The 14,293-nt window shown below is 60.7% G+C and carries 15 protein-coding genes; 9 read left to right on the top strand and 6 right to left on the bottom strand.

Annotated features, from left to right (window positions below):
- Window positions 1-2 precede the first annotated feature (2 nt).
- From AC2FAK_RS18440 to acpT, 9 genes are read left to right on the top strand one after another with little or no spacing between them, the layout of a single operon-like run.
- Complete coding sequence (locus AC2FAK_RS18440) at window positions 3-425, top strand: acyl-CoA thioesterase (protein ID WP_095455450.1); 423 nt, start codon at window positions 3-5, stop codon at window positions 423-425.
- Window positions 422-1,027 (top strand): LolA family protein, encoded by a 606-nt coding sequence (locus AC2FAK_RS18445; RefSeq protein ID WP_095455449.1) that lies wholly within the window; start codon window positions 422-424, stop codon window positions 1,025-1,027. The genes AC2FAK_RS18440 and AC2FAK_RS18445 overlap by 4 nt, the downstream gene beginning before the upstream one ends.
- Window positions 996-3,317 (top strand): MMPL family transporter, encoded by a 2,322-nt coding sequence (locus AC2FAK_RS18450; RefSeq protein WP_095455448.1) that lies wholly within the window; start codon window positions 996-998, stop codon window positions 3,315-3,317. The genes AC2FAK_RS18445 and AC2FAK_RS18450 overlap by 32 nt, the downstream gene beginning before the upstream one ends.
- Complete coding sequence (locus AC2FAK_RS18455; protein ID WP_028027933.1) at window positions 3,317-3,895, top strand: DUF3261 domain-containing protein; 579 nt, start codon at window positions 3,317-3,319, stop codon at window positions 3,893-3,895. The genes AC2FAK_RS18450 and AC2FAK_RS18455 overlap by 1 nt, the downstream gene beginning before the upstream one ends.
- A 1-nt stretch (window position 3,896) precedes the next feature.
- On the top strand, window positions 3,897-5,066 hold the full coding sequence (locus AC2FAK_RS18460) for a beta-ketoacyl-[acyl-carrier-protein] synthase family protein (RefSeq protein ID WP_020687728.1): 1,170 nt from the start codon (window positions 3,897-3,899) through the stop codon (window positions 5,064-5,066).
- On the top strand, window positions 5,063-5,536 hold the full coding sequence (locus tag AC2FAK_RS18465) for a hotdog family protein (RefSeq protein WP_023620062.1): 474 nt from the start codon (window positions 5,063-5,065) through the stop codon (window positions 5,534-5,536). The genes AC2FAK_RS18460 and AC2FAK_RS18465 overlap by 4 nt, the downstream gene beginning before the upstream one ends.
- Window positions 5,533-6,264: a 3-ketoacyl-ACP reductase FabG2 gene (locus AC2FAK_RS18470; protein ID WP_013099168.1), complete on the top strand. Its 732-nt coding sequence runs from the start codon at window positions 5,533-5,535 to the stop codon at window positions 6,262-6,264. The genes AC2FAK_RS18465 and AC2FAK_RS18470 overlap by 4 nt, the downstream gene beginning before the upstream one ends.
- Entirely contained in the window at window positions 6,261-7,490 is a 1,230-nt protein-coding gene (locus tag AC2FAK_RS18475; RefSeq protein ID WP_020687725.1) for a beta-ketoacyl-ACP synthase, read from the top strand. Before AC2FAK_RS18470 ends, AC2FAK_RS18475 begins: the two co-directional genes overlap by 4 nt.
- Before the next feature lie 2 nt (window positions 7,491-7,492).
- Complete coding sequence (gene acpT / locus AC2FAK_RS18480) at window positions 7,493-8,110, top strand: 4'-phosphopantetheinyl transferase AcpT (RefSeq protein WP_095455447.1); 618 nt, start codon at window positions 7,493-7,495, stop codon at window positions 8,108-8,110.
- Here acpT and arnF read toward each other — a convergent pair.
- The 6 genes from arnF to arnC are packed head-to-tail and all read right to left on the bottom strand — an operon-like array spanning window position 8,043 to window position 14,292.
- Window positions 8,043-8,447, bottom strand: coding sequence for a 4-amino-4-deoxy-L-arabinose-phosphoundecaprenol flippase subunit ArnF (arnF, locus tag AC2FAK_RS18485; protein ID WP_013099171.1), 405 nt, complete (start codon window positions 8,445-8,447; stop codon window positions 8,043-8,045). The two genes, acpT and arnF, sit on opposite strands and share 68 nt — an antisense overlap.
- Entirely contained in the window at window positions 8,444-8,782 is a 339-nt protein-coding gene (gene arnE, locus AC2FAK_RS18490; RefSeq protein ID WP_013099172.1) for a 4-amino-4-deoxy-L-arabinose-phosphoundecaprenol flippase subunit ArnE, read from the bottom strand. The genes arnF and arnE overlap by 4 nt, the downstream gene beginning before the upstream one ends.
- A complete protein-coding gene (arnT, locus tag AC2FAK_RS18495; RefSeq protein ID WP_020687721.1) occupies window positions 8,779-10,434 on the bottom strand; it encodes a lipid IV(A) 4-amino-4-deoxy-L-arabinosyltransferase in 1,656 nt (551 codons plus the stop codon). Before arnT ends, arnE begins: the two co-directional genes overlap by 4 nt.
- Window positions 10,431-11,333, bottom strand: coding sequence for a 4-deoxy-4-formamido-L-arabinose-phosphoundecaprenol deformylase (gene arnD, locus AC2FAK_RS18500; protein ID WP_040020766.1), 903 nt, complete (start codon window positions 11,331-11,333; stop codon window positions 10,431-10,433). The genes arnT and arnD overlap by 4 nt, the downstream gene beginning before the upstream one ends.
- Window positions 11,330-13,312 (bottom strand): bifunctional UDP-4-amino-4-deoxy-L-arabinose formyltransferase/UDP-glucuronic acid oxidase ArnA, encoded by a 1,983-nt coding sequence (gene arnA / locus AC2FAK_RS18505; protein WP_095455446.1) that lies wholly within the window; start codon window positions 13,310-13,312, stop codon window positions 11,330-11,332. The genes arnD and arnA overlap by 4 nt, the downstream gene beginning before the upstream one ends.
- Complete coding sequence (gene arnC, locus AC2FAK_RS18510; protein WP_013099176.1) at window positions 13,309-14,292, bottom strand: undecaprenyl-phosphate 4-deoxy-4-formamido-L-arabinose transferase; 984 nt, start codon at window positions 14,290-14,292, stop codon at window positions 13,309-13,311. The genes arnA and arnC overlap by 4 nt, the downstream gene beginning before the upstream one ends.
- Between the last annotated feature and the right edge of the window lies 1 nt (window position 14,293).

Raw genomic sequence — 14,293 nt, forward strand, 5'->3', positions numbered from 1 at the left:
GGGTGCTGACCGATCCCCGCTTTACGACGGAAGTTGAAATCACCGTCCCGTTCTACGACGTCGACATGATGGGCGTGGTCTGGCACGGCAACTATTTCCGCTACTTTGAAATAGCCCGCGAAGCGCTGCTCAATCAGTTCGACTACGGCTATCGCCAGATGAAAGCCTCCGGCTATGTCTGGCCGGTGGTCGATACGCGGGTGAAATACCGCGATGCGGTGACCTTTGAACAACGCATCCGGGTCCGGGCGCAGATCGAAGAGTATGAAAACCGTCTGCGCATTGCCTATCAAATCTTCGACGCGCAGACTGGTAAACGCACCACCACCGGTTACACCATCCAGGTGGCGGTCGACGAAGCCACCCGCGAAATGTGCTTTGTCAGCCCAGGGATCTTGTTTGAACGTATGGGAGTCACGCCATGAAATGGTTGCCTTTGCTGGCGCTGATGTTTAGCCCGCTGGTCAGTGCCGTGACGCTGGATGAACTGCAGCAGCGGTTTACGCAACAGCCCGTGGTGCGCGCCCACTTCGAGCAGGTTCGTACGATTAAAGATATGCCGCAGCCGCTGCGTTCGCAGGGCGAGATGGTGATCGCCCGTGACAGCGGCCTGCTGTGGGATCAAAAAGCCCCGTTCCCCATGACGCTGCTGCTGGATGACAAACGGATGGTGCAGACCATCAACGGCCAGCCGCCGCAGACCATTACCGCCGACAATAATCCGCAGATGTTCCAGTTCAACCACCTGCTGCGGGCGTTGTTCCAGGCCGACCGCAAGGTGCTGGAAGAGAATTTCCGCATCGATTTTCAAGACCTGGGGGAAGGCCGCTGGTCGCTGGTGCTCACGCCCACCACGACGCCGCTGAACACCATTTTCGCCACCCTCGATTTGGGCGGTGCGGCCTTTCTGGAGTCTATTCGTCTTAACGACAAACAGGGCGACCGTACGGATATCACCCTCTCCAGTCACCGACTGACACCCGCCAGCCTGACCGATGACGAACGCCAACGCTTTGCCACACCGTAAATCGTTGCGCCCGGCGCTGCTGTGGGCCGCGGGATGTCTGATTATGCTGGGCCTGCTGGTATCGCTGCTGCCCGGCGCGCGCCTGAACAGCAGCGTGCTGGCCATGTTGCCGACACAGACGCTGGGGACGATCCCTCCGGCGCTCAACGACGGCTTTATGCAGCGGCTCGACCGTCAGCTGGTCTGGCTGGTCAGCCCCGGCAAAAAACCCGATCCGCGCGTGGCGCAGCAGTGGCTGACGCTGCTGCAACGCAGCGGAGCGCTGAGCGAGGTCAAAGGGCCCATGGACGCCACCGGGCAACAAGCCTGGGGCGAGTTTTTCTGGCAGCACCGCAACGGGATGATTGACCCCGCCACCCGCGCCCGCCTGCAAAACGGCGGTGAAGCGCAGGCGCAGTGGGTTTTATCTCAGCTTTACTCGGCCTTTTCCGGCGTGAGCGGCAAGGAGCTGCAAAACGATCCGCTGATGCTGATGCGCGGCGCGCAGCTCGCGCTGGCGCAAAACGGCCAGAAGCTGCGGCTGATGGACGGCTGGCTGGTGACGCAGGATGACGCCGGAAACTACTGGTATCTGCTGCACGGCGAGCTGGCCGGTTCCTCTTTTGATATGCAGCAAACCCACCGGCTGGTGACCACCCTGAACGCGCTGCAGGCGACGCTGAAAACGCATTACCCACAGGCGCAACTGCTGTCTCGCGGCACGGTGTTTTACAGCGATTACGCCAGCCAGCAGGCCAAACGGGATATCTCCACGCTGGGTGTCGCCACCCTTCTGGGCGTACTCCTGCTGATTGTGGCGACATTCCGCTCCCTGCGTCCGCTGCTGCTGTGCGCGATCTCCATTGCCATCGGCGCGCTGGCGGGCACGGTCGCCACCCTTCTGTTCTTTGGCGAACCGCACCTGATGACGCTGGTGATGAGCATGAGCATCATCGGGATTTCGGCCGATTACACCCTCTATTACCTGACCGAACGGCTGGTGCACGGTGGCGAAAATTCACCGTGGCAAAGTCTGGACAAAGTGCGTCATGCCCTGCTGCTGGCGCTTCTGACGACCGTCGTGGCGTACCTGATTATGATGCTGGCCCCCTTCCCGGGGATCCGCCAGATGGCGCTATTTGCCGCCGTGGGGCTGAGCGCCTCCTGTCTGACGGTAATTTTCTGGCACCCCTGGCTGTGCCGTGGAATGCCGGTACGCCCGGTTCCGGCCAGCAGAGCGATGTCGCGCTGGCTGACCGCCTGGCGACGTAATAAAACACTCGCGGTTGGCCTGCCCGTCACGCTGGCGCTCCTTTCCGCCGCAGGTATTGCCACCCTGAAGGTGGACGACGATATCGCCCAGTTGCAGGCGCTGCCGAAAACGATTCTGGCGCAGGAGAAGACCATTACCGCCCTGACCGGCCAGCGCGTCGATCAGAAATGGTTTGTGGTTTACGGCACGTCAGCCCAGCAGACGCTGGAGCGGCTGGAGGCCTTTACCCCTGCGCTGGCGCAGGCGCAAAAAGCGGGTGAGCTGGCAAGCTGGCGAACCCTGCCGCTGAACTCCATGAAGCGTCAAAAAAGCGATCTGGCGCTGCTGCACCACGCTGCGCCTGCGGTAATGAATGTGCTGCACAGCGCCGGACTGAACACCGTCTCACCGGATCTGACGCCAATGCCTGTCAGCGTGGACGCCTGGCTTGCCAGCCCGGCCAGCGAAGGCTGGCGTCTGCTCTGGCTGACCCTGCCGGGCGGCGAAAGCGGCGTGCTCGTCCCGGTGGACGGCGTCAAAAACAGTACGGCGCTAAGTGAACGGGCGGCACAGCATGAAGGGGTCGTCTGGATCGATCGTAAGGCCAGTTTTGACAGCCTGTTTGCCCTCTACCGCACCCTGCTGACGGGGCTACTGTGCGTAGCGCTGGCGGCGATTGCCTGCGGCGCCATAATCCGACTTGGCTGGCGTCAGGGGCTTATCAGCCTGGTGCCGTCGGTACTGTCGCTCAGCTGCGGGCTGGCGGCGCTGGCCGTCGCCGGGCATTCCGTCAATCTGTTTTCACTGCTGGCGCTGGTGCTGGTGCTCGGCATTGGCATCAACTACACGCTGTTTTTCAGCAACCCGCGCGGCACGCCGCTGACGTCGATGCTGGCTATCACCCTGGCGATGATGACCACGCTGCTGACGCTGGGCATGCTGGTGTTCAGCGCGACGCAGGCCATCAGCAGCTTTGGAATTGTGCTGGTAAGCGGTATTTTCACCGCCTTCCTGCTGGCCCCGCTGGCGATGCCGGCCAGGAACGAGAGAAAACCATGATGAACGCTTTTTACCGCGCCGCCGCGCTGGCTGCGACGCTGCTGCTGGCAGGCTGCAGCCATTCGACCGATACTGAAGAAACTCGCCCGCTGGCCTGGCTTCAGCCGGGCACGCAGGTGACGCTGCCACCGCCGGGCATTACGCCAGCCATCCGTTCTCAGCAACTGCTGACCGGCCGGTTTAACGGTCAGACCCAGTCGCTGCTGGTTCTGCTGAACGCTGACGGGCAAAAAGTGACGCTTGCCGGGCTCTCGTCGGTGGGGATCCGCCTGTTTCTCGCGACCTATGACAACACCGGGATCCATACCGAGCAGTCGGTCGTTATGCCCCAGCTACCGCCCGCCAGCCAGGTGCTGGCGGATGTGATGCTCAGCCACTGGCCGCTCAGCGCCTGGCAGCCGCAGTTGCCGAAGGGATGGACGCTAAAGGATACTGGCACCCGACGCGAACTGCGTAACCCTGACGGCAAGCTGGTCACCGAGATTGTCTACCTGCAACGCAACGGTAAGCGCGAGCCGATCAGCATTGCGCAGCACGTCTTTAAATACCACATCACCATTCAATATCTGGGTGACTGAGATGATTTACATTTCCGCTGTTGGCATGGTCAACGCGCTGGGCAACTCGGCCGATGAGATCGCGGCCAACCTGAACGCCGGGATTGCGCCGGGTATGCGTCATCGCGCCGGATGGCTGCAAGGATTACCTGATGCCATGCTGGGCGGCGTTGAGGGTGAACTGCCGCCGATACCGGATAGCCTGGCAGCACACCGCAGCCGTAACAATCAGCTGTTGCTGGCGGCGCTGGCACAGATTCAGCCTGCCGTTGAGGCAGCCATCGCCCGCGTGGGCCGCGACCGCGTGGCGGTGGTGCTGGGCACCAGCACCTCAGGGCTGGATGAAGGCGATGAGTACGTGCGCCTCTCCCTGAACGGCGAACGCAGCCCGCAATGGCAGTACCCGCAGCAGGAGCTGGGCGACCCCTCCCGCTTCCTCGCCAACTGGCTGCAGCTGGATGGCCCGGCGTATACCATTTCGACCGCCTGCTCCTCCAGCGCCCGGGCGATCATCAGCGGACAGCGTCTGATTGAGGCCGGACTGGTGGACGTCGCCCTTGTAGGCGGGGCAGACAGCTTAAGCCGTATGCCGGTCAATGGTTTTAACAGCCTTGAATCGCTCTCGCCCACGCAGTGCGAACCGTTTGGCCGAGACCGCCGGGGGATCACCATCGGTGAAGCGGCGGCCCTTATGGTGCTGACGCGCGAACCGGATCAGGTTGCGCTGCTGGGGGCGGGTGAATCGAGCGATGCGTACCATATCTCTGCCCCACATCCCGAGGGAGAAGGCGCCATTCGCGCCATTACCCAGGCGCTGAAGGAGGCAGGCATGACGGCAGATGACGTGGGCTATATTAATTTGCACGGCACCGCCACTCCCCTCAACGATCGGATTGAGGCGCACGTGATTAACGCCCTCTTTGGCGACCGGGTACCGTGCAGCTCCACCAAACACCTCACCGGCCATACGCTTGGCGCGGCCGGGATCACTGAAGCCGCATTAAGCTGGCTGATCCTGACCCGTGACCTGCCGCTGCCGCCGCAGGATTTTTCCCGCTACGCGCCGGACGACACGCTGCCGCCCTGCGGCCTGCTGCATCAGCATGCGCCGCTGACAAAACCGGTGATTTTATCGAACTCATTCGCCTTTGGCGGTAACAACGCCAGCCTTCTGCTGGGGAGAGTGTCATGAGTTATTTATCCCCCGCCGACTACCTGCCTCACGACGCACCGATGATGCTGCTGGAGCGCGTTGAGCGTGTCACCGACAGCAGCGCGGTGTGCAGCGTCACGGTCGACGGGCACGGTGTGCTTGCGCCGTTCCTGAACGTTGACGGCGATCTGCCGGGCTGGTTTGCGCTGGAACTGATGGCCCAGACCGTGGGCGTCTGGTCTGAATGGCACCGTCTGCAAAAAGGGCTGCCCCACAGCCCGCTGGGCATGGTGCTGGGCGCGCGCGAGCTGGTGTGCAGCACGGGCCGCTTTGCTGCAGGCACTACGTTAACCATTACCATTGAGCGCCTGATGCAGGACGAACGCTTTGGCAGCTTTGAATGCACAATCCAGACGGATAACGCCCCCCTTGCCACGGGCCGTGTGAATACGTTCCAGCCCAGCGAGGACGAATTAACCTCACTTTTCTCTCAGGGAGCTTCATCATGACACGTTCCGTACTGGTCACCGGCGCCAGCAAAGGCATTGGCCGCGCCATCGCCTGTCAGCTTGCCGCTGACGGTTTCACCGTAGGCGTGCATTACCATCGCGATGCTGATGGCGCGCATGAGACGCTGGAGGCCATTGTTCAGGCTGGCGGAACGGGTCGTTTACTGACCTTTGACGTGGGCAACCGCGAGCAGTGCCGCGAGGTTCTGGAACAGGAAATCAGCACCTTTGGCGCATGGTATGGCGTGGTCAGCAATGCCGGGATAACCCGCGATGGCGCGTTTCCGGCGCTCAGCGACGAGGACTGGGATAGCGTCATCCACACCAACCTCGACAGTTTTTATAACGTTATTCATCCCTGCATCATGCCGATGATCGCAACCCGCAAGGGCGGGCGGATTATCACCCTGTCGTCCGTGTCAGGCGTGATGGGCAACCGCGGACAGGTGAACTACAGTGCCGCCAAGGCCGGTATTATCGGCGCCACCAAAGCGCTGGCCATTGAACTGGCAAAACGCAAAATTACCGTCAACTGCATCGCGCCCGGGCTGATTGATACCGGCATGATCGAGATGGAAGAGGCTGCGCTGAAAGAGGCCATGTCCATGATCCCGATGCAGCGCATGGGTCAGGCGGACGAGGTGGCCGGTCTGGCGAGTTATCTGATGTCGGACCGGGCAGGCTATGTGACACGCCAGGTGATCTCGATCAACGGGGGGATGTTATGACGCGTCGGGTGGTGATTACGGGAATGGGAGGCGTGACCGCCTTTGGCGAGGACTGGCCGACCATTTCACAGCGGCTGCTCGGCTACGAAAACGCCGTGCGCACCATGACGGAGTGGCAAGAGTATGCCGGTCTGCAAACGCTGCTGGCCGCCCCCATCGAGGATTTCACCCTTCCGGCACACTATACCCGCAAGCGCATTCGTGCCATGGGCCGCGTGTCGCTGCTCTCCACCCGCGCCACCGAACTGGCGCTTGAGCAGGCGGGCCTGATCGATGACCCGGTACTGACGCAGGGGCAAACCGGCATCGCCTATGGGTCGTCCACGGGCAGCACGGGCCCGGTAAGCGACTTTGCCTCCATGCTGATGGAAAAACACACCAATAACATCACCGGCACCACCTATGTGCAGATGATGCCGCACACCACCGCGGTCAATACCGGCCTGTTCTTTGGTCTGCGGGGGCGCGTCATTCCCACGTCGAGTGCCTGTACTTCCGGCAGCCAGGCGATTGGTTACGCCTGGGAAGCCATTCGCCATGGTTATCAGACCGTTATGGTCGCCGGGGGCGCCGAGGAGCTTTGTCCTTCAGAGGCGGCGGTATTTGATACGCTGTTCGCCACCAGCCAGCGCAACGACGCGCCGAAAACCACGCCGTCGCCCTTCGATACCGCGCGCGATGGTCTGGTCATCGGCGAAGGGGCAGGCACGCTGATTCTGGAAGAACTGGAGCACGCCAAAGCACGCGGGGCGACCATCTACGGCGAAATCGTGGGCTTTGCCACCAACTGCGATGCAGCGCATATCACCCAGCCGCAGCGTGAAACCATGCAAATTTGCATGGAGCAATCGCTGGCAATGGCCGGTTTAGGCGCCACGGACATCGGGTATATTTCCGCCCACGGCACCGCCACCGATCGGGGTGATATCGCCGAAAGCCAGGCCACTGCGGCCATCTTTGGCGACAGGGTCCCCCTCTCATCGCTGAAGAGCTATTTTGGCCATACGTTAGGTGCCTGCGGTGCGCTGGAAGCGTGGATGAGCGTGCAAATGATGCGTGAAGGCTGGTTTGCCCCGACACTCAATTTAAGACAACCGGATGAGCAATGTGGTGCTTTAGATTATATTATGGGGGAAGCCCGTCAGATTGACTGCGAGTATCTGCAAAGCAATAACTTCGCGTTTGGCGGCATCAATACCTCAATCATTATCAAACGCTGGGCGTAACTATGTACCAGTTTATACTGGGAAAAATCTCCACCCTTTGCGCGGACCCGCTGGCGTCAACGCTCGCAGATATGGCACCTCAGGGTGCGCGAAATCGTTCCTGGCTGGCAGGCAGGACGCTGCTCGCCCGGACATTATCCCCGTCTCCGCTGCCCGACATTGTGTACGGTGAACAGGGGAAACCCGCCTTTGCGAAAGATCATCGGCTCTGGTTTAACCTGAGCCACAGCGGGGACGACATTGCCCTGCTGGTGAGCGATGAAGGTGAAGTAGGCTGCGATATCGAAGTTATACGTCCGCGTGAAAACTGGCAGGCACTGGCGAACGCGGTGTTCAGCGTGGCGGAGCATGCAGAGCTGGAACGCGAAGCGCAGGAAGCGAAGCTCCCCGTTTTCTGGGGGATCTGGACGCGTAAAGAGGCGATTATAAAGCAACGAGGCGGCAGCGCCTGGCAGATTGTCAGCATCGACAGTACCTCTGAGGCTCACTCGGTCAGCCAGCTTCAGTTTGGCTCGCTGAGTCTCGCCGTCTGCACGCCCACTCCGTTCACCCTTACCCCCGGGGCGATTTTTCACCACGAGATGTCCGGGGCAGGAATATCACCAGCACGCCCAGCATAATCAACCCGACACCCGCCAGCCCCTGCCACGAGAACGACTCACCCCAGCCGGGCAGCAGGATCGCCGCGCCCCACACCAGAATATAACTGAGGCTCAGCAAGGCATACGCTTTGCTGAGCGCCATGCGATGCAGCGCCAGATACCAGCAGCCCATAGAGGCCACATAGCCCATCAGCCCCAGCAGCAGCGCGCCGGTACCGGACGAAAAATGCCAGAGGGCCCTGAAAAATGCCAGCGCCTCGCCGACGGGCGGAAGCGCCTGCATGGCGCTGCGCAGCAGCAGTTGCGCGGCACTGACTAACGCCACGCTGCATAACGCCCAGCACGCCCCTTTCACAGGCTTCCTCCCAGCAGAACAATCCCGATCATAATCAACCCTACGCCCAGCCAGTGATGTCGGGCCACCTTCTCATGCCAGAGCCCCTTCGCTGCCAGCGTCACCCAGACAAAATTAAGGCTCAGCATGGGATAGGCGACCCCGACGGGAAGACGCTGCAATACCACCAGCCAGACCAGCATGCCGCAGCCCAGCGCCAGTAAGGCGAGCCCCAGCCACAGCACAATATGCGCGCCACGCCGCCCGGTTTTCGCCGGACGAGTCGCTTGTTTCTGACAGAGCTGTCCCGCGCAGGTCAGCAGACTAGCCAGCACCAGCCAAAGCCAGGTCATCATTGCGGCAGATACTGCAGGTAAGCCAGCCGCCCCTGGATATACAGGTAGTCCGGCTTTGGCAGGTTATCCCGGTTCAGATCGTCGTTCTTCGACAGCAGGATCACCAGCGACACGCTCCCCTGCTGGCGATGCCTCGCCAGCCACTGCGCAAAGTCATCTTTAGTGATAAAGCGGTCTTTCACGTCCGGATAATCCAGCCCGTAACGCAGCTCACCGCTCTGACCAAACATGATGATGTCATTACGTTTAAGCTCCCACGCCAGCCCTGCCGCCACGCCGACGTTATCGGCCAGCACGAACCGGCTCTGCTGGAGCGGGTCGCGCACGGTATCCACCAGCGACTGTGGCTGTTTGGAGTCCACCACCAGGTTGGGAATGGCAAAACCAATCAGCAACGCCAGCCCGGCAGGGCACAGCGCCGCCAGCCACCAGCGCTGCTGGCTCCGTCTGAAGCTAAACCAGCCCACCACGGCCCAGACGAGGAAGGCCACCACCGCGCAGAAGACTTTATACAGCTCGACCGACGTCCAGACCGGGTGCTTAGCCAGCCCCCACGGCGACACGACTAACGCCGCGATGACACCGAGGGTACCGAACGCCAGGTTGATCCCGGCATTGATGCGTAACACGCTGGCCCCCTTTTCCGCAGCGAGGCAGGCATAGCGCGCCATCAGGATCGCCAGCGGGGCAAAACACGGCAGGATGTAGGTAGGCAGCTTGCCTTTGGCAATGCTGAAGAATAAAAGCGGCATCACCACCCAACCGAGCAGATAAAGCCCGCCGCCTGCCGGATGTTTTTCACGCCAGCCCAGACGCAGCGCACCGGGCAACAGCGCCAGCCACGGCAAACTGCCCGCGACCAGGAATGGCAGGTAATACCAGAACGGGGCTTTGTGCTGGGCGTCGCTTTGGGCAAAACGCTGAATGTGTTCAACCCAGAAGAAGTAGCGCCAGAAATCGGGTTCACGCTGGGCAATCGCCAGCCCCCAGGGCAAGACAATAAGCACGCAGCTCAGGATCGCAAGCCCGCCAAAAATCAGCACCTCTTTCCAGCGCTTTTGGGCAATCACCCACGGCAGGACGCCAAGGACCGGCACCGCCAGGGCGAGAAAGCCTTTGGTCATCACCCCCATACCGCAGGCCAGCCCCAGCACGATGTAGCCCCCCGCTTTGCCAGCCAGGGTCTGCGCCTGCGAGGCCAGCCAGAAACTGCACATCGCCGCCGCCAGCCACAGGGAGATGATGGGGTCGAGCACGGCATAGGTGCCAATGCCATAGACCAGAAACAGCGTCAGGAAGATAAGGCCGGAGAACAGGGCAACGCGTTTATCGCGCCAGAGTTGCCAGGCCATCCAGATAACCAGTAGCGCCGTCAGGCCGGTGGAAAAGATGGCCCCGGCGCGCACGGCAAAGTTTGTATGGCCAAACAGCAGTTGCCCGAGGCTGTTGACCCAGTAGCCAGCAATCGGCTTTTCAAAGTAACGCAGCCCCAGAAAATGCGGCACAATCCAGTTGCCGGAGGCGAGCATTTCACGGCTGATTTCCGCATAGCGCGTTTCATCAGGCTGCCATAACAGACGGATATCAACCGGAATGAGATAGTAAACAATAAACAGGGCGAAAAGCCCTAAGCCATAACGGGCGACTTTCATGGTACCGGACTCACGGTTTGTTGATAGCCAAGCCAGCCTTCCCGGCCAGCCATTTCACTTCGCACAATTTTGCCGACGGGCAGCGTACTGAGATCGTCTGGCAGCAGGTCGATCAACGGGCAGAACTGAATCCCCTCCTGCGCCGCCAGCGTCAACAGCGCATCGAAATCATGCTGATACGCAATCCCTTCCACCTCGGCGTGGATGGTGTAGACCGGCGTGCCGGTGTCGCGATGTATACAGTCCAGAATGTAGCGGTTGAAGCCGTCGGCGGTCACCTCGCGCCCCACCACTTCATCCCAGGTGGGCAGTGTGACCGGGATTTGCACCGTGCCAACGCGGTTTTCACCGAGCTGCGGTAAAAATGGTCCGCTGCCCCGGCAATCGCTGTTGTAGCGAAACGCGAACGGCTCTTTGGCTTTCACGACGCGTTGATCCGCACGCCATCCAGCCACGGCGGAGCAGCGCACCGACTGCCCGATAATGGCCTCCAGCTCCCGCAGACCACGCTCGATTTCCCGGGCCAGGCGAGGAATGTCCCAGACGCCCGCCCAGGCCTGCCAGGCATGGTGATCCCAGGCATGCAGGCCGACCTCATGGTGCTGCGCCGCTTCACGGATGATGGCTTCGTTACCCGCGCCGATACGCCTGCCGGGCCATGCGGTACCGGCCAGCAAAATATCCCAGCCGTAGAGCGATGCTGCGCGCGAGCGCAGCATTTTGAACAGAAATGCCGGTTTAACCAGACGCCATAAATGACGTCCCATGTTGTCTGGCCCCACGCTGAAAAAGATGCTGGCACGCACATCGTGCTTGCTCAGCAGCCTCAGCAGTCCGGGAACGCCGTCACGCGTTCCCCTGAAGGTATCGACATCAATGCGTAAACCGACTTTTTTCATGAGGCCTGTTCCGACAGCTCCACGGTGCGAAGGAAGAAATCGAGCGTCTCATCAATGGTCTGCTCCATCTTCACCGTTGGCGTCCAGTTCAGGCAGCGCTTCGCATTGCGAATGCTCGGCTTGCGGTGCTCAACGTCCTGGTAGCCTTTGCCATAGTAGCTGCTGCTTTCCACTTCGCGGAATCCTGCAAACGGCGGGAACTGGATACGCAGCGGATGGCGCTCGAAGCTTGCCAACAGCATTTCGGCCAGTTCACGAATACTCGCTTCGTTATCCGGGTTGCCGATGTTGATGATCTCCCCGTTGCAGCGGCCATCCTTGTTTTCAATGATGCGGAACAGGGCTTCGATGCCGTCGCTGATGTCGGTGAAGCAGCGTTTTTGTTTACCGCCTTCAATGAGCTTAATGGGCGAGCCTTCCACCAGGTTCAGGATCAGCTGGGTAATGGCGCGGGAGCTACCAATGCGCGCCGCGTTCAGGTTATCCAGACGTGGCCCCATCCAGTTGAACGGCCGGAACAGGGTAAAGCGCAGCCCTTCTTTCTCGCCGTAGGCCCAAATTACGCGGTCCAGCAGCTGTTTAGAGACGGAGTAAATCCAGCGCTGCTTGTTGATCGGCCCGACTACCAGGTTAGAGGTATCTTCATCGAAGTTTTTATCGGTACACATGCCGTACACTTCGGAGGTGGACGGGAAGATGATGCGCTTATCGTATTTCACGCAGTCGCGGATAATCTTCAGGTTCTCTTCAAAGTCCAGTTCGAACACACGCAGCGGATTGCGGGTGTACTCAATCGGCGTGGCAATGGCGACCAGCGGCAGCACCACGTCGCATTTTTTGATGTGGTACTCGATCCACTCGGAGTGGATGCTGATATCCCCTTCCACGAAATGGAAGCGCGGGCAGTCAAGGAAACGGCTGATGGCATCGGAGCCAATGTCGAGGCCATAAATTTCGTAGTTATCGTCTTTCAGCAGACGCTCGGTCAGGTGGTTACCAATAAAACCGTTCACGCCGAGGATCAGCACGCGGGTGCGGCGCTTGATTGCCACCACCGGGGCGCTGGTGATCAAGGCGCCGGGAACCAGCCCCAGAGACTGCGCCAGCTGCGCGCCCTGCACATAAACGCCGTTGTCGGTCTGACCGGTCACGATCTCCAGCGCCTGCTCGCCGCAGCTGACAATCAGCGGAGAGACAGAGACAATAGTGCCCGGTTTCGCGGCCGGGACATCGTCGCGCACGCGGGATTTCCAGACGATGAATTTGCTGACGCCGGCAAAGCTATACGCCCCCGGCCAGGGGTCGGTCACTGCGCGCACCAGGTTGTGCATCTGGCGGGCGGGCTTGTTCCAGTCCAGACGGCCGTCTTCCGGCGTGCGGCGGCCAAAACAACTCGCCTTGCTCTCGTCCTGAGCGGTCTCGCTGAAGGTGCCGTTCAGGATGGTTGGCAGTGCATCACGCAGCAGGCTTTGTGCCACCGAGCAGAGTTTCTGATGAAGCTGCAGCGCCGTCTCATCCGCATCAATGGCAACACGCTGCTGCGCGATGATGGCGCCCGCATCCGCGCGGTGCACCATGCGGTGCAGGGTCACGCCGGTTTCAGTTTCGCCATTCACCAGCACCCAGTTCAGCGGCGCGCGGCCACGGTAGGCGGGCAGCAATGAGCCGTGAAGGTTAAATGCCCCTTTCGTCGCCAGACGTAAAATATCGTCGCAAATCAGGTTGCGGTAGTAGAACGAGAAGATGACATCCGGGGCGGTGTCGCGAATGCGATCCACCCACAGCGGGTGGTTGATATCGTCCGGCGCGTAGACCGGAATGCCGCGCTCGGCGGCGATACGCGCCACGGAGCCAAAGAAGTTATTCTCGCCTGCGGCGTCCGGATGCGTGAAGATGGCAGCGATATCATAACCCGCTTCAAGCAGGGCAAGCAGGCCCGCGCACCCCATATCGTGATAGGCAAAGACAACAGCTTTCATGGGTGTTTTTCCTCTTGAGAGACTTTGTGTTCCTGGCGGACAACACGTTGAATAAAGTAGCGCGGACGTGCGCGAACATCGTTATAGATACGGCCAATGTACTCACCGAGCAGGCCCATCCCGACAAACTGGGCGCCGATGAACATGAACAGCACGGCAAAGAGCATGAACACCCCTTCCGCCGCCCACTGGGGGCCAAAGACCAGACGCAGAACGACCAGCAAAACGGAAAGCGTGAACCCGGCCAGCGCGATAATGCTGCCAAAGACGCTCAGCAGGCGCAGCGGCGTGGTGGTCAGGCAGGTGATGAGGTCGTACATCAGGTTGATAAGACGCATAAAGCTGTACTTCGACTCCCCGTGCTCACGCTCGGCGTGCAGCACCGGGATCTCCGTCGCCTTACGGGCAAAGGTATTCGCCAGAATCGGAATGAAGGTGCTGCGTTCATGGCAGTGCAGCATGGCGTCGACAATATGGCGGCGATAGGCGCGCAGCATGCAGCCGTAATCGCCCATCGCTTTGCCGGTGGTGCGCTGGATCAGGCGGTTGATGGTGCGGGAAGCCAGCTTGCGGAACAGGCTATCCTGACGATTCTGCCGTACCGTACCCACCACGTCGTACCCTTCGTCGGCTTTGGCGACCAGCCGGGGGATCTCCTCCGGCGGGTTTTGCAGATCGGCATCCAGCGTGATGACCAGATCCCCCGTCACGTGGCTGAACCCAGCCATAATGGCCGAATGCTGGCCATAGTTGCGGTTAAGCAGCACCGCGACGATATGGCTGCCTTCGGCCTGCGCAGCCTCGGTCAACATCAGGGCGGAGTTATCGCTGCTGCCGTCATCCACCAGCAGGATTTCGTAGGCTTTGCCCAGCGTCTCGCAGGCGGCGGTGGTGCGGCGGATCAGTTCGGGCAGGCTCTCCTGCTCGTTATAAACGGGGATCACCACAGAAACTTTTTGTACAGGCGGCGCACTGAACATA

The organism is Enterobacter cloacae complex sp. 394F7 (genome assembly GCF_057320385.1).

Bases quoted from the DNA above. Each gene is read 5' to 3' on its own strand.
- AC2FAK_RS18445 (WP_095455449.1), top strand. From the start codon at position 422: ATGAAATGGTTGCCTTTGCTGGCGCTGATGTTTAGCCCGCTGGTCAGT.
- AC2FAK_RS18450 (WP_095455448.1), top strand. From the start codon at position 996: ATGACGAACGCCAACGCTTTGCCACACCGTAAATCGTTGCGCCCGGCG.
- AC2FAK_RS18455 (WP_028027933.1), top strand. From the start codon at position 3,317: ATGAACGCTTTTTACCGCGCCGCCGCGCTGGCTGCGACGCTGCTGCTG.
- AC2FAK_RS18460 (WP_020687728.1), top strand. From the start codon at position 3,897: ATGATTTACATTTCCGCTGTTGGCATGGTCAACGCGCTGGGCAACTCG.
- AC2FAK_RS18465 (WP_023620062.1), top strand. From the start codon at position 5,063: ATGAGTTATTTATCCCCCGCCGACTACCTGCCTCACGACGCACCGATG.
- AC2FAK_RS18470 (WP_013099168.1), top strand. From the start codon at position 5,533: ATGACACGTTCCGTACTGGTCACCGGCGCCAGCAAAGGCATTGGCCGC.
- AC2FAK_RS18475 (WP_020687725.1), top strand. From the start codon at position 6,261: ATGACGCGTCGGGTGGTGATTACGGGAATGGGAGGCGTGACCGCCTTT.
- acpT (WP_095455447.1), top strand. From the start codon at position 7,493: ATGTACCAGTTTATACTGGGAAAAATCTCCACCCTTTGCGCGGACCCG.
- arnE (WP_013099172.1), bottom strand. From the start codon at position 8,782: ATGATGACCTGGCTTTGGCTGGTGCTGGCTAGTCTGCTGACCTGCGCG.
- arnT (WP_020687721.1), bottom strand. From the start codon at position 10,434: ATGAAAGTCGCCCGTTATGGCTTAGGGCTTTTCGCCCTGTTTATTGTT.
- arnD (WP_040020766.1), bottom strand. From the start codon at position 11,333: ATGAAAAAAGTCGGTTTACGCATTGATGTCGATACCTTCAGGGGAACG.
- arnA (WP_095455446.1), bottom strand. From the start codon at position 13,312: ATGAAAGCTGTTGTCTTTGCCTATCACGATATGGGGTGCGCGGGCCTG.
- arnC (WP_013099176.1), bottom strand. From the start codon at position 14,292: ATGTTCAGTGCGCCGCCTGTACAAAAAGTTTCTGTGGTGATCCCCGTT.